The sequence below is a fragment of the Pseudomonas sp. HN2 genome, assembly GCF_020736465.1.
Classification (GTDB): Bacteria; Pseudomonadota; Gammaproteobacteria; order Pseudomonadales; family Pseudomonadaceae; genus Aquipseudomonas; species Aquipseudomonas moraviensis_A.
The window spans coordinates 1,721,589-1,745,536 of the sequence record NZ_CP085885.1; the positions used below are offsets into that span (position 1 = coordinate 1,721,589).

The 23,948-nt window shown below is 61.8% G+C and carries 25 protein-coding genes; 23 read left to right on the forward strand and 2 right to left on the reverse strand.

Annotated features, from left to right (window positions below; genetic code table 11):
- Nucleotides 1–239 precede the first annotated feature (239 nt).
- From flhA to LIS66_RS07630, 14 genes are all read left to right on the forward strand, one after another.
- Nucleotides 240–2,369 carry a flagellar biosynthesis protein FlhA gene (gene flhA / locus LIS66_RS07565; protein WP_042607544.1) on the forward strand — a complete coding sequence of 710 codons (2,130 nt, stop codon included), beginning with the start codon at nt 240–242 and terminating at the stop codon, nt 2,367–2,369.
- Nucleotides 2,370–2,380: 11 nt separating this feature from the next.
- Nucleotides 2,381–3,721, forward strand: coding sequence for a flagellar biosynthesis protein FlhF (gene flhF / locus LIS66_RS07570; RefSeq protein ID WP_042607545.1), 1,341 nt, complete (start codon nt 2,381–2,383; stop codon nt 3,719–3,721).
- A 116-nt stretch (nt 3,722–3,837) separates the two neighbouring features.
- Nucleotides 3,838–4,668, forward strand: coding sequence for a flagellar synthesis regulator FleN (gene fleN, locus LIS66_RS07575; protein ID WP_016771060.1), 831 nt, complete (start codon nt 3,838–3,840; stop codon nt 4,666–4,668).
- Complete coding sequence (gene fliA / locus LIS66_RS07580; protein ID WP_016771059.1) at nt 4,665–5,405, forward strand: RNA polymerase sigma factor FliA; 741 nt, start codon at nt 4,665–4,667, stop codon at nt 5,403–5,405. The genes fleN and fliA overlap by 4 nt, the downstream gene beginning before the upstream one ends.
- Nucleotides 5,406–5,572: 167 nt before the next feature.
- A complete protein-coding gene (locus tag LIS66_RS07585; protein WP_024012118.1) occupies nt 5,573–5,944 on the forward strand; it encodes a chemotaxis response regulator CheY in 372 nt (123 codons plus the stop codon).
- 18 nt (nt 5,945–5,962) lie between these two features.
- Complete coding sequence (locus LIS66_RS07590; RefSeq protein ID WP_042607546.1) at nt 5,963–6,751, forward strand: protein phosphatase CheZ; 789 nt, start codon at nt 5,963–5,965, stop codon at nt 6,749–6,751.
- 36 nt (nt 6,752–6,787) lie between these two features.
- Complete coding sequence (locus LIS66_RS07595; protein WP_083353304.1) at nt 6,788–9,061, forward strand: chemotaxis protein CheA; 2,274 nt, start codon at nt 6,788–6,790, stop codon at nt 9,059–9,061.
- Nucleotides 9,062–9,110: 49 nt separating this feature from the next.
- Nucleotides 9,111–10,241, forward strand: a complete 1,131-nt coding sequence (locus tag LIS66_RS07600) for a protein-glutamate methylesterase/protein-glutamine glutaminase (RefSeq protein ID WP_227973921.1) — start codon at nt 9,111–9,113, stop codon at nt 10,239–10,241.
- Nucleotides 10,241–10,981, forward strand: coding sequence for a flagellar motor protein (locus tag LIS66_RS07605; RefSeq protein WP_039763601.1), 741 nt, complete (start codon nt 10,241–10,243; stop codon nt 10,979–10,981). Before LIS66_RS07600 ends, LIS66_RS07605 begins: the two co-directional genes overlap by 1 nt.
- 12 nt (nt 10,982–10,993) lie before the next feature.
- The gene (motD, locus tag LIS66_RS07610) at nt 10,994–11,887 is read left to right on the forward strand and encodes a flagellar motor protein MotD (protein WP_371919904.1); all 894 of its coding nucleotides are present in this window, start codon (nt 10,994–10,996) and stop codon (nt 11,885–11,887) included.
- Between the two features lie 43 nt (nt 11,888–11,930).
- Nucleotides 11,931–12,719 (forward strand): ParA family protein, encoded by a 789-nt coding sequence (locus tag LIS66_RS07615; RefSeq protein ID WP_024012121.1) that lies wholly within the window; start codon nt 11,931–11,933, stop codon nt 12,717–12,719.
- A gap of 118 nt (nt 12,720–12,837) precedes the next feature.
- Nucleotides 12,838–13,791, forward strand: coding sequence for a CheW domain-containing protein (locus LIS66_RS07620; RefSeq protein ID WP_227973922.1), 954 nt, complete (start codon nt 12,838–12,840; stop codon nt 13,789–13,791).
- Between the two features lie 90 nt (nt 13,792–13,881).
- Nucleotides 13,882–14,367 carry a chemotaxis protein CheW gene (locus tag LIS66_RS07625; protein WP_016771050.1) on the forward strand — a complete coding sequence of 162 codons (486 nt, stop codon included), beginning with the start codon at nt 13,882–13,884 and terminating at the stop codon, nt 14,365–14,367.
- Nucleotide 14,368: 1 nt separating this feature from the next.
- Nucleotides 14,369–14,764 carry a DUF2802 domain-containing protein gene (locus tag LIS66_RS07630; RefSeq protein WP_042607551.1) on the forward strand — a complete coding sequence of 132 codons (396 nt, stop codon included), beginning with the start codon at nt 14,369–14,371 and terminating at the stop codon, nt 14,762–14,764.
- A gap of 112 nt (nt 14,765–14,876) precedes the next feature.
- Here LIS66_RS07630 and LIS66_RS07635 read toward each other — a convergent pair whose 3' ends face one another.
- Both LIS66_RS07635 and LIS66_RS07640 read right to left on the reverse strand, forming a co-directional pair.
- Complete coding sequence (locus LIS66_RS07635) at nt 14,877–15,206, reverse strand: EscU/YscU/HrcU family type III secretion system export apparatus switch protein (protein WP_042607552.1); 330 nt, start codon at nt 15,204–15,206, stop codon at nt 14,877–14,879.
- Nucleotides 15,203–16,777: a flagellar hook-length control protein FliK gene (locus LIS66_RS07640; protein ID WP_083353301.1), complete on the reverse strand. Its 1,575-nt coding sequence runs from the start codon at nt 16,775–16,777 to the stop codon at nt 15,203–15,205. The genes LIS66_RS07635 and LIS66_RS07640 overlap by 4 nt, the downstream gene beginning before the upstream one ends.
- Before the next feature lie 197 nt (nt 16,778–16,974).
- Here LIS66_RS07640 and ccmA point away from each other — a divergent pair, with 197 nt between their 5' ends.
- The 9 genes from ccmA to ccmI all read left to right on the forward strand — a co-directional run bounded on the left by ccmA (nt 16,975) and on the right by ccmI (nt 23,941).
- Nucleotides 16,975–17,610, forward strand: coding sequence for a cytochrome c biogenesis heme-transporting ATPase CcmA (ccmA, locus tag LIS66_RS07645; protein WP_065617395.1), 636 nt, complete (start codon nt 16,975–16,977; stop codon nt 17,608–17,610).
- Entirely contained in the window at nt 17,607–18,275 is a 669-nt protein-coding gene (gene ccmB, locus LIS66_RS07650; RefSeq protein ID WP_039763615.1) for a heme exporter protein CcmB, read from the forward strand. The genes ccmA and ccmB overlap by 4 nt, the downstream gene beginning before the upstream one ends.
- A gap of 97 nt (nt 18,276–18,372) precedes the next feature.
- Entirely contained in the window at nt 18,373–19,128 is a 756-nt protein-coding gene (locus tag LIS66_RS07655) for a heme ABC transporter permease (protein ID WP_038860475.1), read from the forward strand.
- Entirely contained in the window at nt 19,125–19,301 is a 177-nt protein-coding gene (ccmD, locus tag LIS66_RS07660) for a heme exporter protein CcmD (protein WP_039763617.1), read from the forward strand. Before LIS66_RS07655 ends, ccmD begins: the two co-directional genes overlap by 4 nt.
- On the forward strand, nt 19,298–19,753 hold the full coding sequence (gene ccmE / locus LIS66_RS07665) for a cytochrome c maturation protein CcmE (RefSeq protein ID WP_064365459.1): 456 nt from the start codon (nt 19,298–19,300) through the stop codon (nt 19,751–19,753). The genes ccmD and ccmE overlap by 4 nt, the downstream gene beginning before the upstream one ends.
- Nucleotides 19,754–19,756: 3 nt before the next feature.
- Nucleotides 19,757–21,745, forward strand: coding sequence for a heme lyase CcmF/NrfE family subunit (locus LIS66_RS07670; RefSeq protein ID WP_227973923.1), 1,989 nt, complete (start codon nt 19,757–19,759; stop codon nt 21,743–21,745).
- Nucleotides 21,742–22,278, forward strand: coding sequence for a DsbE family thiol:disulfide interchange protein (locus LIS66_RS07675; protein ID WP_064365457.1), 537 nt, complete (start codon nt 21,742–21,744; stop codon nt 22,276–22,278). The genes LIS66_RS07670 and LIS66_RS07675 overlap by 4 nt, the downstream gene beginning before the upstream one ends.
- Nucleotides 22,275–22,745 carry a cytochrome c-type biogenesis protein gene (locus LIS66_RS07680; protein WP_064365456.1) on the forward strand — a complete coding sequence of 157 codons (471 nt, stop codon included), beginning with the start codon at nt 22,275–22,277 and terminating at the stop codon, nt 22,743–22,745. The genes LIS66_RS07675 and LIS66_RS07680 overlap by 4 nt, the downstream gene beginning before the upstream one ends.
- Nucleotides 22,742–23,941 carry a c-type cytochrome biogenesis protein CcmI gene (gene ccmI / locus LIS66_RS07685; RefSeq protein WP_042607559.1) on the forward strand — a complete coding sequence of 400 codons (1,200 nt, stop codon included), beginning with the start codon at nt 22,742–22,744 and terminating at the stop codon, nt 23,939–23,941. Before LIS66_RS07680 ends, ccmI begins: the two co-directional genes overlap by 4 nt.
- The last annotated feature ends 7 nt before the right edge of the window (nt 23,942–23,948 follow it).

Sequence of the window (23,948 nt, forward strand, 5' to 3'; positions counted from 1 at the left end):
TCAATCTGACATCTGGAATGCGGTCCCCTGTAAAAGTGAGCCTGCTCGCGATAGCGGTCTGTCTGATGTAAATGCATTGACTGAAAAGTCCTCATCGCGAGCAGGCTCACTCCTACAGTGGTCGCGTTCACCACCCTGTCTGTTTCAACCAATCGCGAAAGTTGGAAAGCTTCTTGCAGTAGCCGCCCTGCGCCCGTTCGGGGCGTCAAAAGTTTGCTTTAAAGGAACGGGGAAAACCGGTGGATCGCACTCAGTTATTCAATACAGCACGCACCAACGTTGCCGACCTCAGTCGAGGCAATCTGGGCGTGCCGTTGTTGCTGCTGGTCATGCTGGCGATGATGATGTTGCCGGTGCCGCCGTTCCTGCTCGACGTCTTCTTTACCTTCAACATTGCCCTGTCGATCGTCGTCCTGCTGGTCTGCGTATATGCGCTGCGGCCGCTGGATTTCGCGGTGTTCCCGACCATTCTGCTGGTGGCGACGCTGCTGCGCCTGGCGTTGAACGTGGCCTCGACGCGGGTGGTGATGCTCCACGGTCAGGACGGCCACGCCGCGGCCGGTAAGGTGATTCAGGCCTTCGGTGAGGTGGTGATCGGCGGTAACTACGTGGTCGGTATCGTGGTCTTCGCGATCCTGATGATCATCAACTTCGTCGTGGTGACCAAGGGTGCCGGGCGGATTTCCGAGGTGAGCGCGCGTTTCACCCTCGATGCGATGCCCGGCAAACAAATGGCGATCGACGCCGACCTCAACGCCGGCCTGATCGACCAGAACCAGGCCAAGGCGCGCCGTCAGGAAGTTGCCCAGGAGGCGGAGTTCTATGGCTCGATGGACGGTGCCAGCAAGTTCGTCCGCGGTGACGCCATCGCCGGTTTGCTGATTCTGTTCATCAACCTCATCGGCGGCATGGCCGTTGGCATCTTCCAGCACGGCATGAGCTTCGGCGACGCCGGCCGGGTTTACGCGTTGTTGACCATCGGTGACGGTTTGGTGGCGCAATTGCCATCACTGTTGTTATCGACAGCGGCGGCGATCATGGTGACCCGTGCTTCCGGCTCGGAAGACATGGGCAAGCAGATCAACCGCCAGATGTTCGCCTCGCCGAAAGCGCTGGCCGTGGCCGCTGGTTTGATGGCGGTGATGGGCCTGGTGCCGGGCATGCCGCACTTCTCCTTCCTGACCATGGCAGCGCTGGCCGCGGGCGGCGCGTACCTGTTCTGGAAGAAGCAGAACGTCGCCAAGGTCGTGGCGCTGGAAGAGGTCAAGCGTCAGCAGGAGCTGCTGCCGTCGCCGGCTCGCGCCATGGAAACCAAAGAACTGGGCTGGGACGACGTCACGCCGATCGACATGATCGGTCTGGAAGTCGGCTATCGCCTGATCCCGTTGGTGGACCGCAATCAGGGTGGGCAATTGCTCGCGCGGATCAAGGGCGTGCGCAAGAAGCTCTCGCAGGACCTGGGCTTCCTGATGCCGACCGTGCACATCCGCGACAACCTCGATCTGGCGCCGAGCGCTTACCGCCTGACCCTGATGGGAGTGATTCTCGCCGAGGCCGAGATCTACCCGGATCGCGAACTGGCGATCAACCCCGGCCAGGTCTACGGCTCGCTCAACGGTATCAACGCCAAAGATCCGGCTTTCGGCCTTGAGGCGGTGTGGATCGAAATCAGCCAGCGCGCCCAGGCGCAATCGCTCGGTTACACCGTGGTTGACGCCAGCACCGTGGTCGCCACGCACTTGAACCAGATTCTGTACAAGCACTCCAGCGAGTTGATCGGCCACGAAGAAGTGCAGCAACTCATGCAATTGCTGGCCAAGAGCTCGCCGAAACTGGCTGAGGAGCTGGTGCCGGGCGTGGTTTCGCTGTCGCAGTTGCTCAAGGTCCTGCAAGCGCTGCTCTCCGAACACGTGCCGGTGCGCGACATTCGCAGCATCGCCGAAGCGATCGCTAACAACGCCGCCAAGAGTCAAGATACCGCCGCTCTGGTCGCCGCTGTGCGGGTCGGCGTATCCCGCGCCATCGTCCAAAGCATTGTAGGCACTGAGTCCGAGCTGCCTGTGATCACATTGGAACCAAGGTTGGAACAGATATTGCTCAATAGTCTGCAGAAGGCAGGACAAGGCTCGGAAGAGGGCGTTCTGCTGGAGCCAAGCATGGCCGAGAAGCTGCAACGTTCGTTGATCGAAGCGGCCCAGCGGCAGGAAATGCAAGGCCAACCGGTGATCCTGCTGGTAGCAGGCCCGATTCGCGCGATGCTCTCGCGCTTCGGCCGCCTCGCAGTCCCTGGGCTGCATGTGCTGGCCTACCAGGAAGTACCGGACAACAAGCAAGTGACCATCGTTGCGACAGTAGGGCCCAACGGCTGAGGTAGTGGTTTATGCAAGTTAAGCGTTTTTTCGCCGCCGATATGCGTCAGGCCATGAAGCTGGTTCGCGATGAGCTGGGCGCTGATGCCGCCATCATCGGCAACCGCCGCATCGCCGGCGGCGTCGAGTTGACGGCGGCACTGGATTACAAGTTGTCGGCGCTGGCGCCGCGGGTTCCGAACATGGAGCTCGAAGACGAACTGCGCAAGACCCAGTCGCGCATCGTCACCGCCCAGGCCGAACTGAGCCTGCGTGGCGAAGCCGACGGCAACACCAATCAGCAATTGTTCGCCGGGCTGCCATTGACCGCAGGCCTGCCGCTGACCGCTGCCGAGCCGCTGAGCGAGCCGACCTACGCTGCCCCGGCGCGTCCGGCCGCAGCGCCTGCGCAGGCCTCGGCGGGTGTCGATCCGCGTGCGCTGGATTCGATGCGTTTTGAATTGAATAGCCTGCGCGAGCTGATGGAAGTGCAGCTCGGCACCCTGGCCTGGAATCAGCTGCAAGGCAGCCGTCCGGCTCAGGCCAATCTGTATCGCCGTTTGCAGCGCATCGGCCTGTCGGGCCCGCTGTCGCGTGATCTGTTGGCGCTGATCACCGATATCGAAGAGCCGCGTCAGGCCTGGCGCATGCTGCTCGCGCATCTGGCGCGGATGATTGCCGTACCGGAAGTCGAGCCGCTGGAAGAGGGCGGTGTGATTGCCATGGTCGGCCCGGCCGGCATGGGCAAGACCACCACGCTGGCCAAGCTTGCCGCGCGTTATGTGCTCAAGTACGGCGCGCAGAACGTTGCGCTGGTGAGCATGGACAGCTTCCGCATCGGCGCGCAGGAACAACTGAAAACCCTCGGGCGCATTCTCAACGTGCCGGTGACCCACGTCGATCCGGGCCAGTCGCTGGTTCAGGCATTGGATCCACTGCTACGCAAACGCGTGGTTTTGATCGATACTGCCGGGCTGCAAGCCAGTGATCCGGCGTTGCGCATGCAGCTTGAGAGTCTGGCCGGGCGTGGCATTCGCTCGAAAAATTATCTGGTACTGGCAACCACCAGCCAGAAACAGGTTCTAACCGCCGCTTATCACAGTTACAAGCGTTGCGGGCTGGCCGGTTGCATCCTGACTAAACTGGATGAAACGGCCAGTCTCGGCGAAGTGTTGAGCCTGGCGATCAGTCATGAATTGCCGGTCGCGTACCTGACCGATGGCCCACGGATTCCGGATGATCTGCATCTGCCGCGCCGTCATCAACTGGTCAGCCGCGCCGTCAGCGTGCAAATGCAGGAAGAACCCAGCGAAGAAGCCATGGCTGACATGTTCGCTGATATCTATCACAGCCCGACCAAGCAGGTTGGCTGAGGTAATCATGAACAGTTTTTGTACCTACATCGATGGTCTGCCACGCATTGTTCCGATCGGGAACGCGCAGCCAGTAATGTGGCCTCCGTCTATGCAAGACAAGGTAAAGAAATAACATGGGCAGCATGCATCCCGTACAGGTGATCGCGGTGACCGGCGGCAAAGGTGGCGTCGGCAAGACTAACGTGTCAGTGAACTTGTCGCTGGCGCTGGCAGAGCTTGGCCGTCGGGTCATGCTGCTGGACGCCGACCTGGGCCTGGCCAACGTCGACGTTCTGCTGGGGCTGACGCCCAAGCGCACACTGGCTGACGTGATCGAAGGCCGTTGCGAATTGCGCGACGTGCTGTTGCAGGGCCCGGGCGGGATTCGCATCGTGCCGGCGGCCTCCGGCACGCAGAGCATGGTGCACCTGAGCCCGGCGCAACACGCCGGCCTGATCCAGGCGTTCAGCGACATCGGCGACAATCTCGACGTGCTGGTGATCGACACCGCTGCGGGTATTGGTGACTCGGTAGTCAGTTTCGTTCGCGCCGCGCAAGAGGTGTTGCTGGTGGTCTGCGACGAGCCGACTTCGATCACCGACGCTTACGCGCTGATCAAGTTGCTCAATCGCGACTACGGCATGAACCGCTTCCGCGTGCTGGCCAACATGGCGCAGAGCCCGCAGGAAGGGCGCAACCTGTTCGCCAAGTTGACCAAGGTCACGGATCGCTTCCTCGACGTCGCCCTACAATACGTCGGCGCCGTGCCGTACGACGAAAGCGTGCGCAAGGCGGTGCAGAAGCAGCGCGCCGTCTACGAAGCCTTTCCCCGTTCCAAGTGCGCGCTGGCCTTCAAGGCCATCGCCCAGAAGGTCGACACCTGGCCGCTGCCCGCCAACCCGCGCGGTCATCTGGAATTTTTCGTCGAGCGTCTCGTGCAGCAAACCGCAGGGCCTGTGATATGACCGCCAGTGGCATGAATCTTTACAAAAAGTCGGCGCGTGACGCGCAATACGAATTGATCGAGCGCTACGCGCCACTGGTCAAGCGCATTGCCTATCACTTGCTGGCACGCCTGCCGGCCAGCGTGCAGGTCGAAGACCTGATCCAGGCCGGGATGATCGGTTTGCTCGAAGTGTCGACCAAATACGACGCCAGCAAAGGCGCCAGTTTCGAAACGTACGCGGGCATTCGAATCCGCGGCGCGATGCTCGACGAAGTGCGCAAAGGGGACTGGGCGCCACGCTCGGTTCACCGCAATACCCGGATGGTCAGCGACGCAATTCGCTCGATTGAAGCTAAAACCGGCCGTGACGCTAAAGATCACGAGGTTGCGGCCGAACTCCAATTGAGTCTCGACGATTACTACGGGATTCTGAATGACACCTTGGGCAGTCGCCTGTTCAGTTTCGACGACCTGTTGCAGGACGGCGAACACGAAGGGCTGCACGAGGATGGCGCCAGTGCGCATATGGAGCCGTCACGCGATCTGGAAGATGAACGCTTCCAGGCGGCGCTGGCGGACGCGATTGCCAATTTGCCGGAGCGTGAGCGACTGGTGTTGGCGCTGTACTACGACGAAGAGCTGAACCTCAAGGAAATCGGTGAGGTCCTTGGCGTCAGTGAATCGCGGGTCAGCCAGTTACACAGCCAGTGCGCGGCCCGCTTGCGGGGGCGTTTGGGGGAGTGGCGAGCGCGCTGAAGGCAGTGTGGGGACACTGCGAAACGAGGCTGGTGCGGTGATGAGCGGCGCCGGTCTCGATCCGTTGTGCTCCAGACAAACTTTAAGTGCTGCGCCGATTGATTGAAGTGGCGCGTCCAGGTGCTGGGCGCGTTTAAGACTGCTTGGAGGTCGAATTGAACAAAGACATGAAAATCCTCATCGTTGATGACTTCTCAACGATGCGGCGGATCATCAAGAACCTGCTGCGCGATCTTGGGTTCACCAACACCGTCGAGGCCGACGATGGCACCACTGCCATTCCGGTGCTCAACAGCGGCAGCATCGACTTTCTGGTAACGGACTGGAACATGCCGGGCATGACCGGTATCGACCTGCTGCGTCACGTGCGTGCCGATGAAAAACTCAAGCACCTCCCGGTGTTGATGGTGACTGCCGAAGCCAAGCGCGAGCAGATCATCGAGGCCGCACAGGCCGGTGTGAACGGTTACGTGGTCAAACCTTTCACGGCTCAAGCGTTGAAAGACAAAATCGAGAAGATTTTCGAACGCATCGGCTGATGAATGCGCGGGGGAGCTATGGAGCATAACGAATCTTCACAGGGCGATTTTGAATCGACCCTGAAAAAACACGCGGTCGAACTGGTCGAAAGCCTTGAAAAAGGCAGGTTCGGCGACGCGGTGCAACTGATCCATGAGCTCAATCAGACCCGTGACCGCGGCCTGTATCAGGAAGTGGGCAAGCTCACACGTGAACTGCACAGTGCGATCGTCAATTTCCAGATCGATCCGCACATGCCGCAGGCCGAGGAAGTGTCGCAAATCACCGACGCGACCGAACGCCTGGGCTACGTGGTCAAGCTGACGGAAGCCGCGGCCAACCGCACCATGGATCTGGTGGAAAGCGCCACGCCGGTGGTCAACAGTCTGGCTGATGAAGCGCAGACGTTGAGTGCCGATTGGGGTCGCTTCATGCGTCGCGAGGTCGGGGCTGAAGAGTTCCGCGAACTGGCGCGCCGGGTCGACGGTTTTCTGTCACGCAGCAGCACGGACAACCGTGCGGTGTCGAGCAATCTCAACGACATCCTGCTGGCTCAGGATTACCAGGACCTCACCGGTCAGGTGATCAAGCGCGTGACCCAACTGGTCACCGAAGTCGAAAGCAATCTGCTCAAACTCGTGCTCATGGCCAGTCAGGTCGACCGCTTCGCGGGCATCGAACATGACCGCGCCGCAATGCTCGCCGAAAAAGATCCACAAAAACATCTCTCGCAGGGTGAAGGTCCGCAGATTCATGCCGATAAACGAGAAGACGTTGTGTCCGGTCAGGACGATGTGGACGATTTGCTATCCAGCCTTGGATTTTGAAGTTAGGTTTTTAGACCTGTTAGGAGCACCCCATTAATGAGCTTCGGCGCCGATGAAGAGATCCTTCAGGATTTCCTGGTTGAGGCCGGCGAGATTCTTGAGCAACTGTCCGAACAACTGGTCGAGCTGGAAAGCCGCCCGGATGATGCAGATCTGCTCAATGCAATTTTTCGCGGTTTCCACACTGTAAAAGGGGGCGCCGGCTTCCTTCAGCTCAATGAGCTGGTGGAGTGCTGTCACATCGCCGAAAACGTGTTCGACATCCTCCGTAAGGGTGAGCGTCGCGTTGATGCAGAACTGATGGACGTTGTGCTCGAAGCACTGGACGCGGTGAACAGCATGTTCAGCGAAGTCCGTGAGCGCGCACCGATCACCGCCGCCACGCCGGAACTGCTGGCCGCGCTGGCGCGTCTGGCCGAGCCGCAATCGGCGGATGAAGCCGTGGCCGCACCGGTGGAAGTGGTCGAAGAACCGGTCGCCGAAAGCGCATCGGAAGACATCACCGACAACGAATTCGAACAACTGCTGGACTCGCTGAATGCCGTCAAGGCGCAAGCCGAGGCCCCGGCCGCTCCTGTGGCATCCGCGCCGGTTGCCGACACGGCGGCCAGCGATGAAATCACCGACGCCGAATTTGAATCGCTGCTCGATCAACTGCACGGCAAAGGCCAGTTCGCTGTCGATGCAGTCGCTCCGGCGCCAGCAGCAGCGGCTCCGGCCGCGCCTGCTGCGGGCGACAGCTCGGACATCACCGACGACGAATTCGAAGCGCTGCTCGATCAGTTGCACGGCAAGGGCAACTTCGCCGTAGACGCGCTGGAATCGGCGATCGCTTCGGCGCCGGCAGCCCCTGCTGCACCGGCCGCCGCTGCGGCCGGTAGCGACCTGATCAGCGATCACGAATTCGAATCGCTGCTCGACGAATTGCACGGCAAAGGCAAGTTTGACGCCGCTGCGGCGACTGCCGGCTCCGCATCAAGCGTCGCCACGCCAGCCGCGAAAGCTCCGGCCGCCGCTGCTGCGCCGAAACCTGCGGCCAAGCCTGAACCGAAAGCCGAGGCGCCGAAACCGGCCGCCGCTGCTGCTCCGGCTCCGGCCCGCGCGCCAGCCGCTGCACCGGCAGAAAAACCGGCCAGCGAAGCAGAAACTACCGTGCGCGTCGACACCGCGCGGCTCGACGAGATCATGAACATGGTCGGCGAGCTGGTGCTGGTGCGTAACCGTCTGGTGCGCCTGGGCCTCAACAGCGGCGACGAAGCCATGTCCAAGGCCGTGTCGAACCTCGACGTGGTCACCGCTGACCTGCAGACCGCCGTGATGAAGACGCGGATGCAGCCGATCAAGAAGGTCTTCGGGCGCTTCCCGCGTCTGGTTCGCGACCTCGCGCGGCAACTGAAGAAAGAGATCAACCTGGAACTGGTGGGTGAAGAAACCGACCTCGACAAAAACCTTGTCGAGGCTCTGGCCGACCCGCTGGTCCACTTGGTGCGCAACGCTGTCGACCACGGCATCGAGTCGCCGGAAGAACGTGAAGCGTCGGGCAAGGCCCGTGGCGGTCGCGTGGTGCTGGCGGCCGAGCAGGAAGGCGACCACATCCTGCTGTCGATCTCCGACGACGGCAAAGGCATGGACCCGAACGTCCTGCGTTCGATCGCGGTAAAACGCGGTGTGATGGACAAGGACGCAGCCGATCGCCTGAGCGATACCGAGTGCTACAACCTGATTTTCGCCCCGGGTTTCTCGACCAAGACCGAGATCTCCGACGTGTCCGGCCGTGGTGTCGGCATGGACGTGGTCAAGACCAAGATTTCCCAGCTCAACGGTTCGATCAACATCTACTCGACCAAGGGCCAGGGCTCGAAGATCGTCATCAAGGTGCCGCTGACGCTGGCGATCATGCCGACGCTGATGGTCATGCTCGGCAATCAGGCGTTCGCGTTCCCGCTGGTCAACGTCAACGAAATCTTCCACCTCGACCTGTCGACCACCAATGTCGTCGACGGTCAGGAAGTGGTGATCGTGCGCGACAAGGCGCTGCCATTGTTCTACCTCAAGCGCTGGCTGGTCAGCTCCGCCGCTCACGAAGAGCAGCGCGAAGGCCATGTGGTGATTCTTTCGGTGGGCACTCAGCGGATCGGCTTCGTCGTCGATCAACTGGTCGGCCAGGAAGAAGTGGTCATCAAGCCATTGGGCAAAATGCTCCAGGGCACTCCGGGCATGTCCGGCGCCACCATCACCGGTGACGGCCGCATTGCGCTGATTCTCGATGTTCCAAGCATGCTCAAGCGTTACGCCACAAAGCGTATTTGAATCCGGGACGGCGGCGCGATGACGCGCCGCTGCACCTAATGGAGTGTTTATGGCAGTCAAAGTCCTGGTGGTGGACGATTCGGGTTTTTTCCGCCGCCGCGTCTCGGAAATTCTTTCGGCGGATCCGAGCATCCAGGTGGTCGGCACGGCCACCAACGGTAAAGAGGCGATCGATCAGGCCATGGCCCTCAAGCCTGACGTGATCACCATGGACTACGAGATGCCGATGATGGACGGCATCACGGCGGTGCGGCACATCATGCAGCGCTGCCCGACCCCGGTGTTGATGTTCTCCTCGCTGACGCACGAAGGCGCCCGGGTGACCCTGGATGCGCTGGACGCCGGCGCGGTGGATTTCCTGCCGAAGAATTTTGAAGACATCTCGCGCAACCCCGAGAAGGTCAAGCAGTTGCTGTGCGAGAAAGTCCACAGCATCTCGCGCAGCAATCGTCGTTTCAGTGCCTACAGCGCGCCGGCTCCCGCCGCTGCGCCAGCGCCGACGCCTGCCCCGGCAGCGTCGAGCTACAGCAGCCAAAGCAGCCCTGGGCCGGCGCGTCCGGCGCCAGCGCCTGCTCGTGCATCCGCTGCCAGCGCTTCGTCGTCGGCCCCGAAACGCAAGGCCTACAAACTGGTTGCCATCGGCACCTCGACGGGCGGCCCGGTTGCGCTGCAACGTGTACTGACGCAACTGCCGGCGAACTTCCCGGCGCCGATCGTGCTGATCCAGCACATGCCGGCAGCGTTCACCAAGGCCTTTGCCGAACGTCTCGACAAGCTCTGCCGCATCAGCGTCAAGGAAGCCGAGGATGGCGACATCCTGCGTCCGGGCCTGGCGCTGCTGGCGCCGGGTGGCAAGCAGATGATGATCGACGGCCGTGGCGCGGTGAAGATTCTGCCGGGTGACGAGCGTCTGAACTACAAGCCGTGCGTGGACATTACCTTCGGTTCGGCGGCGAAATCCTACGGCGACAAAGTTCTGGCAGTGGTCCTCACCGGCATGGGCGCCGACGGTCGCGAAGGCGCGCGTCTGCTCAAGCAGGGCGGCAGCTCGGTGTGGGCGCAAGATGAGGCAAGCTGCGTGATCTACGGCATGCCGATGGCCATCGTCAAAGCCGATCTGGCTGACGCCGTGTACGGTCTGGACGATATCGGCAAGCACATCGTCGAGGCGTGTATCTGATGGATGTTCTCAGCCTTATCGGCCTCATCATGGCGTTCGTCGCCATCATCGGCGGCAACTACCTTGAAGGCGGTCACCTCGGCGCGCTGGCCAACGGCCCGGCGGCGCTGATCGTGCTGGGCGGCACCGTCGGCGCCGCGCTGCTGCAATCGCCGATGAGCGCGTTCAAGCGCGCGATGCAGATTCTCGCGTGGATCTTCTTTCCGCCGCGTGTCGACCTGGCCGGCGGCATCGACCGCGTGGTCAATTGGAGCCTGACGGCGCGCAAGGAAGGCTTGCTCGGTCTCGAAGGCGTGGCCGACGCCGAACCCGACAGCTACTCGCGCAAGGGCCTGCAACTGCTGGTCGATGGCGCAGAGCCGGAAGCGATTCGGAGCATTCTCGAAGTGGATTTCTACACCCAGGAATCCCGTGATATCGAAGCGGCCAAGGTCTTCGAAAGCATGGGCGGCTACGCGCCGACCATCGGTATCATCGGTGCGGTGATGGGCCTCATCCATGTGATGGGCAACCTCGCCGATCCGTCGCAACTGGGTAATGGCATCGCCGTGGCTTTCGTCGCGACTATCTACGGCGTGGCCAGTGCCAACCTGATCCTCTTGCCGGTCGCCGCCAAGCTCAAGTCCATCGCGTTGCGGCAGTCGCGTTATCGCGAAATGTTGCTGGAAGGAATTCTGTCGATCGCCGAAGGTGAAAACCCGCGCTCTATCGAGCTGAAGCTTCAGGGCTTCATGGATTGATGGGGGATATGGATCATGGCTCGTCGCAGGCATCAGGAAGAACACGTTAACCACGAGCGCTGGCTCGTGTCGTACGCGGATTTCATCACTTTGCTGTTCGCGTTTTTCGTGGTGATGTACTCGATCTCGTCGATCAACGAAGGCAAGTACAAAGTCATCTCCGAAGCGCTGATCGGCGTGTTCACCGATTCCGATCGCTCGCTCAAACCGATTCCGATCGGCGACGAGCGGCCGAAGACCGTGACCCCGGCCAAGCCGCTGGTCAAGGATGCCGAGCAGGTCGACGCCGGTATAGCCGGGGCCAGCGATCCGCTGAAAAGCATCGCCGATGACATCAGCGCCGCGTTCGGTGACTTGATCAGCTCCAACCAGATGACCGTGCGCGGCAACGAGTTGTGGGTCGAGATCGAACTCAATTCCAGCCTGTTGTTTGGCAGCGGTGATGCGATGCCGAGCGACATCGCCTTCAACATCATCGACAAGGTCGCAGCGATCCTGAAACCGTTCGACAACCCGATCCACGTTGAAGGCTTCACCGACGATCAACCGATCCGCACCGCGCAGTACCCGACCAACTGGGAGCTGTCCTCGGCGCGCTCGGCGAGCATCGTGCGCATGCTCGCCATGCAGGGTGTCAACCCTGGGCGTCTGGCGTCGGTGGGCTACGGTGAATTCCAGCCGGTGGCGAATAACGCCACGGTCGAAGGCCGGGCGAAGAACCGTCGCGTGGTGCTGGTGGTGTCGCGCAACCTCGATGTACGCCGCAGCCTCACCGGTACCGGAACCGCCAATGCGCAACCGGACGCGGCGTTGAAGCGCGCTGGCACACAAACTGCACCGACCCCGGTCAAGACGCCGGGACGCGAGAGTGCCGTCAATTCTCCGTCGCCCGCATTAACACGCTGAAGCATGTCTCGGTCAATCAACCTGGCCGGGAGGAACGAACTGAATGAGAGTCTGGGCAGTCGCCAATCAAAAGGGTGGTGTCGGTAAAACCACATCCTCCATCGCTTTAGCCGGATTGCTGGCCGAGGCGGGCAAGCGCGTGGTTGTGGTCGATCTCGACCCGCACGGCTCGATGACCAGCTATTTCGGTTACGACCCCGACAGCCTGGAACACAGCAACTACGACCTGTTCCTGCACAAGGGCAGCGTGCCGCAAGGCCTGCCGGGGCAGTTGCTGCTGTCGACCAGCGACGAACGCATTTCCCTGCTGCCGTCGAGCACTGCGCTGGCCACCCTTGAGCGGCAGTCGCCGGGGCAGAGTGGCCTGGGTCTGGTGATCGCCAAGAGTCTGGCGCAGCTGTGGCAGGACTTCGATTACGCGATCATCGACAGCCCGCCGTTGCTCGGCGTATTGATGGTCAACGCCCTTGCGGCGAGCCAGCAACTGGTGATTCCGGTGCAGACCGAGCACTTGGCCGTGAAAGGTCTGGAGCGCATGGTCAACACCCTGGCGATGATCAATCGTTCGCGCAAACAGCCACTGCCGTTCAGCATCGTGCCGACCCTGTTCGACCGCCGCACGCAGGCGTCGATGGGCACCCTGCGCGTGCTGCGTGACAAATTCCCCGACGATATCTGGCACGGCTACATCCCGGTCGATACCCGCCTGCGCGATGCGAGTCGCGCCGGTGTCACGCCTTCGCAATTCGACGGCAAGAGCCGTGGCGTGCTGGCCTACCGCGCGCTGCTCAAGCACCTGCTCGCGCAGCAACTTGTTCCGCAGGTGGCCTGAACATGATCTTTATTCCTGTAGGAGCTGCCGAAGGCTGCGATCTGTTGATCTGGCCTGTCAGTGCTCCTGAAAAGATCAAAAGATCGCAGCCTTCGGCAGCTCCTACAGGGAGTCGCGCATGAACCGGCCGGTTAAGCTGACGTCACGTCCGCAACAGGCCTTGCAGTCCTATCTGGAAGACCTGCTGCTGGACCTGCCCGAAGACGTGCCGCCACCAGTCGAAGCGCAGCCGCCAGTCGTCGAACAGGCGCAGCCTGAAGTGATGGAAAGCGCCGAGGCCATGGACGAGTTCCAGGCGGCGGTGCTCGAAGAGCAGGCTCGCGACGCGCAGAAAACCGTCAGCCCGGTTGCCGCCCCCGCAGTTGCGCCTGTGGCGAAAGCACCAGTCGCGCTGATCGACGAACCGCGCGCGCCGCTGTCGACGCTGGCGCCGCTGCTGCAAACACAGTTATTGACCGTTCCGGAACCAGAACCCGAGCCAGAACCAGCGCCGCCAGTGGCAGAGCCGCAGGTGCTGATTCCGCCACTGGTCGAAGTGCACCTGCCACCGAACGACCCGCCGCCACCGGTTGAACCCGATGGCCGTCCGGCCTGGGCTGCTGAAGCTTTCGAGTGTCTGTTGTTCGATGTCGCCGGGCTGACGCTGGCCGTGCCGCTGGTGTGCCTGGGGTCGATCTATTCGCTGGCTGGCCATGAGCTGACGCCGCTGTTCGGTCAGCCGGAGTGGTTCCTCGGAATTCTGCCGAGCCAGGCCGGCAACCTGAAGGTCCTGGACACCGCGCGCTGGGTCATGCCGGATCGGTACCGCGATGATTTCCGTCAGGGCCTGCAATACGTGATTTCGGTGCAAGGTTACGAGTGGGGGCTGGCGGTGCATCAGGTCAGCCGCTCGTTGCGCCTGGACCCGAATGAAATCAAATGGAGAAGTCACCGGGGTCAGCGGCCATGGCTCGCCGGCACGGTGATCGAGCACATGTGTGCATTGCTTGACGTATCCGCGCTGGCCGAGTTGATCGCCAGCGGCGGGGCAAAGCACTTGAGCGGCAATAAGCCGCTACATAAACCGACATAGCAGCCGACATAACAATCAGGCGATGGCATTTTTCAATGCCACCACACAGAACACACACCGCCCAGGGCGGTTTTTTCGAGGGGTCAGGGTATGAGTAGTCAGGCGTCGAATGCAAAAGGTTCTGAAGATCCGATCCTGCAATGGGTGACCTTCAAACTGGATAACGAAACCTACGGCATCAACGTGATGCGCGTGCAGGAAGTGCTGCGCTACACCGAGATCGCCCCGGTACCGGGTGCGCCGAGCTATGTGCTGGGCATCATCAACCTGCGCGGCAACGTGGTCACCGTGATCGACACCCGTCAGCGCTTCGGCCTGCACAGCGGCGAGATCAGCGACAACACCCGTATCGTCATCATCGAAGCCGACAAGCAAGTCGTCGGCATCATGGTCGACAGCGTCGCCGAAGTGGTTTACCTGCGTCAGTCGGAAATCGAAACCGCACCGAACGTCGGTAACGAAGAGTCGGCCAAGTTCATCCAGGGCGTGTGCAACAAGAACAACGAGCTGCTGATTCTGGTCGAGCTGGACAAGATGATGAGCGAAGAAGAATGGTCGGAACTGGAGAGCATCTGATTTGATTCTCGAGGTTGCGGTAATTGTTCTGTTCCTGTTCTGGGCCGGCACGCTGGCGATGTTCGTGTCGTACATCAAGGCGCAGCGGGTGATCGCTGCGCAGCAGGCCCAGGGCGATGCGCTGCGTGATCAGCGCATCAAGGAACTGGCCAAACGCGTCGACGATTACCAGAACGGCAACGTGCGCATGGGCGAAGCCCTGCACGAGTTGCGCGCGGTGGTGAGCCCGTTGCCGGACAAGATCGTTGCACTGGAACAACGCGACCCGTCGAGCCTGTCATTCGCCCAGGCGGCGAAACTGGTGGGCATGGGCGCGAGCGTCGATGAACTGACTCAGTCGTGCGGCTTGACCCAGGCTGAGGCGGAGTTGATGCGCAAACTTCACAAGAGCAGCTAGAAGCTTCAAGCAGCAAGCAAGATCAAAAGATCGCAGCCTTCGGCAGCTCCTACATTGGATTCGCATTTCCCTGTAGGAGCTGCCGAAGGCTGCGATCTTTTGCTTTTAAGGCTTAATAATCATCGCCGCGCAGGGTCACATCTTTCTCGACCATCGGCGCGTTCGGGTCTTGTCCTTCGGGGAATTTGCCCTTCAGATTCCACGCAAACGCGATGATCTCGGCGATCGTGCGGTAGAGCTCTTCGGGGATGCTGTCGCCCAGTTCCATCCGCGCCAGCAGGCGCACCAGTTCGGCGTTCTCGTAGATCGGCACTTCGTAATCGCGGGCGATGCGCAGGATTTCTTCGGCCAGTTCATCGTCGCCCTTGGCGGTGAGGGTCGGGGCGTGGTTGCCGTCGTATTTGAGGGCGATGGCCTGGCGTGGGGCAGTGGAATCGTTCATGCGGTTTCGTCGACCCAGCGGTGTTCGAGGCGGGTTTGGTTGCCTTGCGGCGGGGTGCCGTGGTGGCAGTCGAGGTCGCCGACGTTGAGCCCGGAATCGAGCAAGCGCTGGCGCAGTGCAAACAGATTGCTTTCGATCAGGTCGGCGGTGTACGGCCGCTCGGCCCACAGCTGACTGGACAGGCTGCCAGCAATCAGTTGCGCCTGAATCTGCATCGGCCCGAGGGGTTCCAGATCGAAGGCCAGATCGACCCGCCACAGTTGCTGTTTGGCTTCACGCTCGTCGCGGCGTTCGTGGGGTTGCGGTTCGCGCTCCGGCGCTTCTTCACGCTGAAACTTGACCTGCAGCGGCACGATGTCCTGCAAATTGCGCATGGGGATTTCCAGCTGCCAGGTGCTGAGCAGGCGGCCATCGTCGGTGACGCCAGTCTGTTCCAGGCTCGACAACTGATGGCTTTGCAGGCGCGACACCGCAGCGGCGGCGAGGCGCAGCAGCTGTTCGAGATCGCCTTCGCCTTCCAGTTTCGCCAGCAGCCGTTCGGGTAACGGAAAGCTGCTCGGCAGCGGTTTGGCGCTGACCTGACCGAGGGTGCCCAAGGCATTTCGAACGAAACTCGGCAAGGCCTGCGCCAGGGTGTTGGCGGCGATGATCGCGTTGAAATTGGTGTTGCTCGGCAGGCCGGGGGTCAGTTGCGCGATCAGCTTGAGCAGGTCGGCCTTCATGTCCGGGGCAAGCGCCGGGTTTTGTCCGCCGAGCAATTTGGCTTCGAGGAACGCGCCGCTGTTGGCCAGGGCGAGTGCCACGCCTTTGGCCGTGCTCATTTGCTGCACGTCCGGCAGGCTGGCGAGCAGCTTGTCGACCACTGCGCGCAGATCGGCCGAGGTCTGATCGGTGGCCGGCGGCAGATTCTGCAGCAATTTCAGCAAACCATCGAGCGAGCCCTGGCGACTTTGCTGACCGAGCAATTGCTGACTGACCGCCAGTTGCTCCTGACGGCTGCTCAACGGCACGAATTTGAGGGTTTGCGCGTCCTGCACCTGCGCCGACAACAAGGTGCCGATGCGCAGCGGTTGCGGACTGTCGACGGTCAACGTGCTGCCGCTCAACGCAGTGTTGAGCAGGGTCACCATCGAACGGAACACCGCCGCTTGTCCTGGGGTTTGCGGCAGAGCCTGCGAGGTCACGACTTTGCCTTGCAGCAGGGTGCCGGCCGGCAACTGCGCGGTGTCGATGCGGGTGAGGGTGGCGACGCTGCTGGCAATCGCTTGCTGCACGGTGATTGCCAGATTCCCGGCCGATGGCTGGGTGATCGCCAGGTTGGTGCCCTGTGGCAACGGCAGATTGCTGCTGGCCTGCACGGTGGTCTGGCGACCGCTGTCGAGGGTCACTTTGAGCAGCAATTCAAAGGTCTGATCGGCCTGCTTGAGCGACAACACCTCGGCCTTGGCGCTTTGCCCCGCGCCTATCAAGCCCTCGACCGGCGTCAGCAGCTTGAGCAGTTCACCCATCTGCGGGCGAGCGCTCGCCGGCACGGTGGGCGGCAGCGGGAGGATGTTCATTTCGCCTGTCATACGCGGACACAACCTGAGGAAATTGCACTCTTGAGAGTAAGGCACGGCATGTATAATGCCGCGCGTCGTGCGCTTCGTTCAAAAAACCTAGCAATTGTTTGATCCAGCTCGCCAGATCGAGCGATCAAAGCATCTATGCTGCTTCTCTTTAACGGCCGCGCCAGAGCCGACTTGAACCGTATAAGGCCCGTGATCCCTTGACCAGTCCTGTCCTGCAAACCGTTGCCCTGGCGTGTGAACGCGATCTGCGGCTGCTGTTCGAACACCTCGAATTGCGCCTGGTCAGCGGTGACATGGTGCAGATCAGCGGTCCCAACGGCAGCGGCAAGACCAGTCTTTTACGTCTGCTCGCCGGTTTGATGCAACCCACCGATGGCCAGGTGCTGCTCAACGGGCAACCGCTGGCCGAGCAGCGCAGTGAGCTGGCGCGCAATCTGTTGTGGATCGGCCACGCCGCCGGAATCAAGGATCTGCTCACTCCCGAAGAAAACCTGTCGTGGCTCTGCGCCCTGCATCATCCCGCCGAGCGCGAGGCGATCTGGCAGGCACTGGCAGCGGTAGGATTGCGCGGTTTCGAAGATGTTCCCTGCCACAGTCTTTCCGCCGGTCAACAGCGCCGCGTAGCGCTGGCGCGGTTGTATCTGGACAGCCCGCCGTTGTGGATTCTCGACGAACCTTTCACGGCGCTGGACAAGCAGGGCGTCGCGCAACTGGAAGAACATCTGGCCGGGCATTGCGAGCGCGGCGGTCTCGTGGTCCTGACCACGCACCATACGCTGAGCCGCATGCCGGCCGGTTATCGCGACATCGATCTGGGGAAATGGGCGGTATGAGTGTCTTCGGCCTGCTGCTTGCCCGCGAATCGCGCCTGCTGTTCCGCCGCCCGGCGGAGCTGGCCAACCCGCTGATTTTCTTCGCCATCGTCATTGCACTGTTCCCGCTGGCCGTCGGCCCGGAAACTCAAGTCTTGCAAAACCTGTCCCCGGGGTTAGTCTGGGTGGCGGCGTTGTTGTCGGTCCTGCTGTCGCTGGACGGATTGTTTCGCAGTGATTTCGAAGATGGCTCGCTGGAGCAGTGGGTCCTTTCGTCGCACCCGCTGCCGCTATTGGTCCTGGCCAAGGTGCTGGCACACTGGCTGTTCTCCGGTCTGGCACTGGTCCTGCTGTCGCCATTGCTGGCGTTGATGCTCGGTTTGCCGGCCGCCTGTCTGCCGGTCCTGCTGCTGTCGTTGCTGCTGGGCACGCCGGTGCTGAGCCTGCTCGGCGCAGTTGGCGCGGCGCTGACGGTCGGCCTCAAGCGCGGCGGTCTGTTGCTGGCGCTGCTGATTCTGCCGTTGTACATCCCGGTGTTGATCCTTGGCAGCGGCGCGTTGCAGGCCGCGCTGCAAGGCATGCCGGCGACCGGATACCTGTTATGGATGGCCAGCCTCACAGCGCTGGCGATCACCCTGACACCCTTTGCAATAGCCGCTGGCCTGAAGATCAGCGTCGGCGAATAATAATGAGGCCTGGTCAAAAATTGACCACTTCTTCCAGAAGAAAGGCATGACCCTCTGCCAGCTCGCGATGATGAGCGGCAACCGTGATGGAAACAGTATGAACTGGACCTGGTTTCACAAGCTCGGCTCGCCCAAGTGGTTCTACGGCATCAGCGGCAAGTTCCTGCCGTGGTTGAGCATCGCAGCGTTGCTGCTGATTGGCGTTGGTGTGGTCTGGGGGCTGGCGTTCGCGCCGCCGGATTATCAGCAAGGCAACAGCTTCCGCATCATCTACATTCACGTGCCTGCCGCGATGCTCGCCCAGTCGATCTACGTGATGCTCGCGGTGTGCGGCGTGGTCGGGCTGGTGTGGAAGATGAAACTGGCCGACGTCGCTCTGCAATGTGCTGCGCCGATCGGTGCGTGGATGACTGCGGTGGCGTTGGTTACCGGGGCGATCTGGGGCAAGCCGACGTGGGGCTCGTGGTGGGTCTGGGATGCACGCCTGACTTCGATGCTGATTCTGCTGTTCCTGTATTTCGGCGTGATCGCGCTGGGCAATGCCATCAGCAACCGCGACAGCGCCGCCAAGGCCTGCGCGGTGCTGGCGATCGTTGGGGTGATCAACATTCCGATCATCAAATACTCGGTGGAGTGGTGGAACACCCTGCATCAGGGCGCGACGTTCACCCTCACCGAAAAGCCGGCGATGCCGGCGGAAATGTGGCTGCCGCTGCTGCTGACGGTGCTGGGCTTCTACTGCTTCTTCGGCGCTGTGCTGTTGCTGCGCATGCGCCTTGAAGTGCTCAAGCGCGAAGCCCGCGCCAGTTGGGTGAAAACCGAAGTGCAGCAGAGTTTGGAGGCGGCGCGATGAGTTTTGCTTCATTCGGCGACTTCCTCGCCATGGGCCATCATGGCCTGTATGTCTGGTCGGCCTACGGCATCTGTCTGGCGGTGCTGGCCCTCAACGTGGTGGCGCCGATTGCGGCGCGCAAGCGTTATCTGCAACAAGAGGCGCGTCGTCTGCGCCGGGAGAACGGCCAGTGAATGCGCTGCGCAAAAAACGTCTGATCATCATTCTGGCCATCCTGGTCGGGGTCGGCGCCGCTGTCGGCCTGGCCCTGAGCGCGCTGCAGGAAAACATCAATCTGTTTTACACGCCGACGCAGATCGCCAACGGTGAAGCGCCGCAGGACACGCGCATCCGCGCCGGCGGCATGGTCGAGGCCGGTTCGCTGCAACGATCCAAGGATTCGCTGGACGTCAAGTTCGTCGTCACCGATTTCAACAAGTCCGTGACCATCGCTTATCGCGGCATCCTCCCGGATCTGTTCCGCGAAGGGCAGGGCATTGTCGCCCTCGGCAAACTCAACGCCGACGGCGTGGTGATTGCCGATGAAGTGCTGGCCAAGCACGATGAGAAGTACATGCCGCCGGAAGTGACCAAAGCGCTGAAGGACAGCGGTCAATCCGCGCCAACGCCTGTGAAGGAGGGTTGATAGATGGCAGCCGCACTGTTTATTCCTGAGCTGGGCCATCTGGCGATGATTCTCGCCCTGTGTTTTGCGCTGGTCCAAGCGGTGGTGCCGATGCTCGGCGCGTGGCGCGGCGACCGTTTGTGGATGAGCCTGGCGCAACCGGCAGCGTGGGGTCAGTTTGCCTTTCTGCTGTTTGCCTTTGGCTGCCTGACCTACGCGTTCATGACCGACGATTTCTCCGTCGGCTATGTGGCGATGAACTCCAACAGCGCGCTGCCGTGGTACTACAAATTCAGCGCGGTGTGGGGCGCCCACGAAGGCTCGCTGCTGCTGTGGGCACTGATCCTCGGCGGCTGGACTTTCGCCGTGTCGGTGTTCTCCCGGCAGTTGCCGCAAGTCATGCTCGCTCGCGTGCTGGCGGTGATGGGCATGATCAGCACCGGTTTCCTGCTGTTCCTGATTCTTACCTCGAACCCGTTCTCGCGGATCCTGCCGCAGATTCCCGCCGATGGCCGCGACCTCAATCCGTTGCTGCAGGACATCGGTTTGATCGTGCATCCGCCGATGCTGTACATGGGTTATGTCGGTTTCTCCGTGGCCTTCGCATTCGCCATCGCCGCGCTGCTCGGCGGTCGTCTCGACGCGGCTTGGGCGCGTTGGTCGCGTCCATGGACCATCGTCGCCTGGGCGTTCCTCGGCATCGGCATCACCCTCGGTTCGTGGTGGGCGTATTACGAACTCGGCTGGGGCGGCTGGTGGTTCTGGGACCCGGTGGAAAACGCCTCGTTCATGCCATGGCTGGTCGGCACTGCGTTGATCCACTCGCTGGCGGTCACCGAAAAACGCGGCGTGTTCAAGAGCTGGACGGTGTTGCTGGCGATTGCCGCGTTCTCGTTGAGCCTGCTCGGCACCTTCCTCGTCCGCTCGGGCGTACTGACCTCGGTGCACGCGTTTGCCTCGGACCCCGAGCGCGGCGTGTTCATCCTGATTTTCCTGCTGTTCGTGGTGGGCGGTTCGCTGACCCTTTTCGCCCTGCGCGCGCCAGTGGTGAAAAGTCAGGTCGGCTTCAATCTCTGGTCACGTGAAACCTTGCTGCTGGGCAACAACCTGGTGTTGGTCGTCGCGGCGTCGATGATCCTCCTCGGCACCTTGTATCCGCTGATTCTCGATGCCATCAGCGGTGCCAAGCTGTCGGTCGGCCCACCGTATTTCAATGCGCTGTTCATTCCGTTGATGGCGTTGCTGATGCTGGTCATGGCGGTCGGTGTGATCGTGCGCTGGAAGGACACGCCGGTGAAATGGCTGGCGAGCATGCTCACCCCGGTGCTGCTCGGCAGCGTCGCACTGGCCGTGGTGGCCGGTGTGGCCTATGGCGATTTCAACTGGGCGGTGATCGCGACGTTCCTGCTCGCCGCGTGGGTGCTGCTTGCCGGCGTGCGCGATCTGCTCGACAAGACCCGCCACAAAGGCCTGATCAAAGGCTTGCCGACGCTGACCCGCAGCTATTGGGGCATGCAGATCGCCCACCTCGGCATCGCTGTGTGCGCGCTGGGTGTGGTGTTGTCGAGCCAGAACAGTGCCGAGCGCGACCTGCGACTGGCGCCGGGCGAGGCGATGGACCTGGCCGGCTATCAGTTTGTCTTCGAAGGCGCCAAACACTTCGAGGGGCCGAACTTTACCTCGGACAAAGGCACCATCCGCGTCATTCGCGACGGCCAGGTAATCAGCGTGCTGCATCCGGAAAAACGTCTGTACACGGTGCAGAATTCGGTGATGACCGAAGCTGGCATCGATGCCGGTTTCACCCGCGATCTCTACGTCGCCCTCGGCGAGCCGCTGGATAACGGCGCCTGGGCCGTGCGCGTACACGTCAAACCGTTTGTGCGCTGGATCTGGTTCGGCGGCTTGCTCACCGGATTGGGTGGTTTGCTGGCGGCGCTGGATCGGCGTTATCGGGTCAAGGTGAAAAGCAAAGTGCGCGAAGCGCTGGGCATGACGGGAGCGGCGGCATGAGGCGTTGGTTGATGTTATTGCCGCTGGCGATTTTTCTGCTGGTGGCGGTGTTTCTTTATCGTGGCCTGTATCTCGATCCGGCGGAGTTGCCGTCGGCGATGATCAACAAGCCATTCCCGGAGTTTTCCCTGCCGAGTGTGCAGGGTGACAAGACGCTGACCAAGGCCGACATCCTCGGCAAACCGGCGCTGGTCAATGTCTGGGGCACCTGGTGCATTTCCTGCCGGGTCGAGCACCCGGTACTGAACAAACTCGCCGAGCGCGGCGTGGTGATCTACGGCATCAACTACAAGGACACCAACGCCGATGCCTTGAAATGGCTGGCCGAGTTCCACAATCCATACGCGCTGGATATTCGTGATGACGAAGGCTCGCTGGGCCTCAACCTCGGTGTCTACGGCGCGCCGGAAACCTTCTTCATCGACGCCAAGGGCGTCATCCGCGACAAGTTCGTCGGGGTAATCGACGAGCAGGTCTGGCGCGAGAAACTCGCGGCCAAGTATCAGGCGCTGGTCGATGAGGCCACGCCATGAAGCGTTTTCTCGCAGCAGTGCTGTTGGGCTTGAGCCTGGCCGGTGTCGCCCAAGCGGCCATCGACACCTACGAGTTCGCCAACGAGGGCGACCGCGAGCGTTTCCGCGAGCTGACCAAGGAACTGCGCTGCCCCAAGTGCCAGAACCAGGATATCGCCGACTCCAACGCGCCGATCGCCGCCGACCTGCGCAAAGAGATTTTCCGCATGCTCGGCGAGGGCAAGGACAATCAGCAGATCATCGACTTCATGGTCGATCGTTACGGTGATTTCGTCCGCTACAAACCGGCGCTCAATGCGAAGACCGCGCTGTTGTGGTTCGGCCCGGCCGGGCTGCTGCTCGGCGGTTTCGTAGTGATCGTGCTGATCGTGCGCAGGCGTCGCGGGCAACGTGCCGAAACCCCGTCATCGCTGTCTGCCGAAGAACGTCAGCGCCTCGACCAACTGTTGGATAAAAACCAAGAATGATTGATTTCTGGCTCGCCGCAGGGCTGTTGCTTCTGGTCGCCCTGAGTTTTCTGCTGATCCCGGTGCTGCGCGAACGCCGCGCCCAGCGTGAAGAAGATCGCACCGCGCTGAACGTCGCGCTGTATCAGGAGCGGGTTGCCGAACTGCAAGCGCAGCAGGCCGAAGGCGTGCTCGATGCCGCGCAACTGGACAGTGGCCGCGCGGAAGCTGCACGTGAATTGCTCGCCGACACCGAAGGCGTCACCGCACCGCGTGTCTCGCGCCTTGGCAAGCCGTTGCCGCTGCTGGCCGCCGTGTTGGTGCCGGTGCTGGGCCTTGGTCTGTACCTGCATTTCGGCGCCGCCGACAAAGTCGAACTGACCCGCGAATTCGCCCAGGCACCACAGTCGATGGAAGAGATGACCCAGCGTCTGGAGCGTGCGGTCGCCGCACAACCGGATTCCGCCGAAGGTCTGTATTTCCTCGGCCGTACCTACATGGCTCAAGACCGCCCGGCGGATGCGGCGAAGATGTTCGAGCGCGCCGCCAACCTCGCCGGTCGCCAGCCGGAACTGCTTGGCCAGTGGGCGCAGGCGCAGTATTTCGCCGACGGTAAGAAATGGTCAGAGAAGATTCAGGCACTGACCGACGAGGCGTTGAAGGCCGACCCGAAAGAAGTCACCAGCCTCGGCCTGCTTGGCATCGCCGCGTTCGAAGGCGAGCGGTATCAAGAAGCAATCGACTACTGGAATCGCCTGCTCGCGCAACTGCCGCCGGAAGACAACTCGCGCGCTGCGCTGCAAGGCGGCATCGAGCGTGCCGCCGAACGCCTGAAGGCCAGCGGTGGTCAGGTTGCCGAGGCACCGGCGCCGAAAGCTGCATTGCTGAAAGTCAGCGTTGATCTGGCCAGCGAACTCAAAGGCAAGGTGCAACCGGGCGACAGCGTGTTCATCTTCGCCCGCGCCACTTCTGGCCCACCGGCGCCGCTGGCGGCCAAACGCCTGACCGTCGCCGACCTGCCAGTGACCGTCGAACTGGGCGACGCCGATGCAATGATGCCGCAGTTGAAACTGTCCAACTTCCCTGAAGTCCAACTGGTTGCGCGCATCTCACGGGCCGGTCAACCGACTGCCGGGGAGTGGATCGGTCGCAGCGGCCCCTTGGCCAGCAGCACCACTGCGCCACAAAAACTGACCATCGACAGCCCGGACCAGTAACCGGACC

Coding starts and splice junctions, on each gene's coding strand:
- LIS66_RS07600 (WP_227973921.1), top strand. CDS start 9,111: ATGGCAGTCAAAGTCCTGGTGGTGGACGATTCGGGTTTTTTCCGCCGC.
- LIS66_RS07640 (WP_083353301.1), bottom strand. CDS start 16,777: ATGACAGGCGAAATGAACATCCTCCCGCTGCCGCCCACCGTGCCGGCG.
- LIS66_RS07595 (WP_083353304.1), top strand. CDS start 6,788: ATGAGCTTCGGCGCCGATGAAGAGATCCTTCAGGATTTCCTGGTTGAG.
- ccmI (WP_042607559.1), top strand. CDS start 22,742: ATGATTGATTTCTGGCTCGCCGCAGGGCTGTTGCTTCTGGTCGCCCTG.
- LIS66_RS07635 (WP_042607552.1), bottom strand. CDS start 15,206: ATGAACGATTCCACTGCCCCACGCCAGGCCATCGCCCTCAAATACGAC.
- ccmB (WP_039763615.1), top strand. CDS start 17,607: ATGAGTGTCTTCGGCCTGCTGCTTGCCCGCGAATCGCGCCTGCTGTTC.
- LIS66_RS07605 (WP_039763601.1), top strand. CDS start 10,241: ATGGATGTTCTCAGCCTTATCGGCCTCATCATGGCGTTCGTCGCCATC.
- LIS66_RS07670 (WP_227973923.1), top strand. CDS start 19,757: ATGGCAGCCGCACTGTTTATTCCTGAGCTGGGCCATCTGGCGATGATT.
- flhF (WP_042607545.1), top strand. CDS start 2,381: ATGCAAGTTAAGCGTTTTTTCGCCGCCGATATGCGTCAGGCCATGAAG.
- LIS66_RS07615 (WP_024012121.1), top strand. CDS start 11,931: ATGAGAGTCTGGGCAGTCGCCAATCAAAAGGGTGGTGTCGGTAAAACC.
- LIS66_RS07675 (WP_064365457.1), top strand. CDS start 21,742: ATGAGGCGTTGGTTGATGTTATTGCCGCTGGCGATTTTTCTGCTGGTG.
- LIS66_RS07680 (WP_064365456.1), top strand. CDS start 22,275: ATGAAGCGTTTTCTCGCAGCAGTGCTGTTGGGCTTGAGCCTGGCCGGT.
- LIS66_RS07625 (WP_016771050.1), top strand. CDS start 13,882: ATGAGTAGTCAGGCGTCGAATGCAAAAGGTTCTGAAGATCCGATCCTG.
- LIS66_RS07590 (WP_042607546.1), top strand. CDS start 5,963: ATGGAGCATAACGAATCTTCACAGGGCGATTTTGAATCGACCCTGAAA.
- fleN (WP_016771060.1), top strand. CDS start 3,838: ATGGGCAGCATGCATCCCGTACAGGTGATCGCGGTGACCGGCGGCAAA.
- LIS66_RS07655 (WP_038860475.1), top strand. CDS start 18,373: ATGAACTGGACCTGGTTTCACAAGCTCGGCTCGCCCAAGTGGTTCTAC.
- fliA (WP_016771059.1), top strand. CDS start 4,665: ATGACCGCCAGTGGCATGAATCTTTACAAAAAGTCGGCGCGTGACGCG.
- ccmD (WP_039763617.1), top strand. CDS start 19,125: ATGAGTTTTGCTTCATTCGGCGACTTCCTCGCCATGGGCCATCATGGC.
- LIS66_RS07620 (WP_227973922.1), top strand. CDS start 12,838: ATGAACCGGCCGGTTAAGCTGACGTCACGTCCGCAACAGGCCTTGCAG.
- LIS66_RS07585 (WP_024012118.1), top strand. CDS start 5,573: ATGAAAATCCTCATCGTTGATGACTTCTCAACGATGCGGCGGATCATC.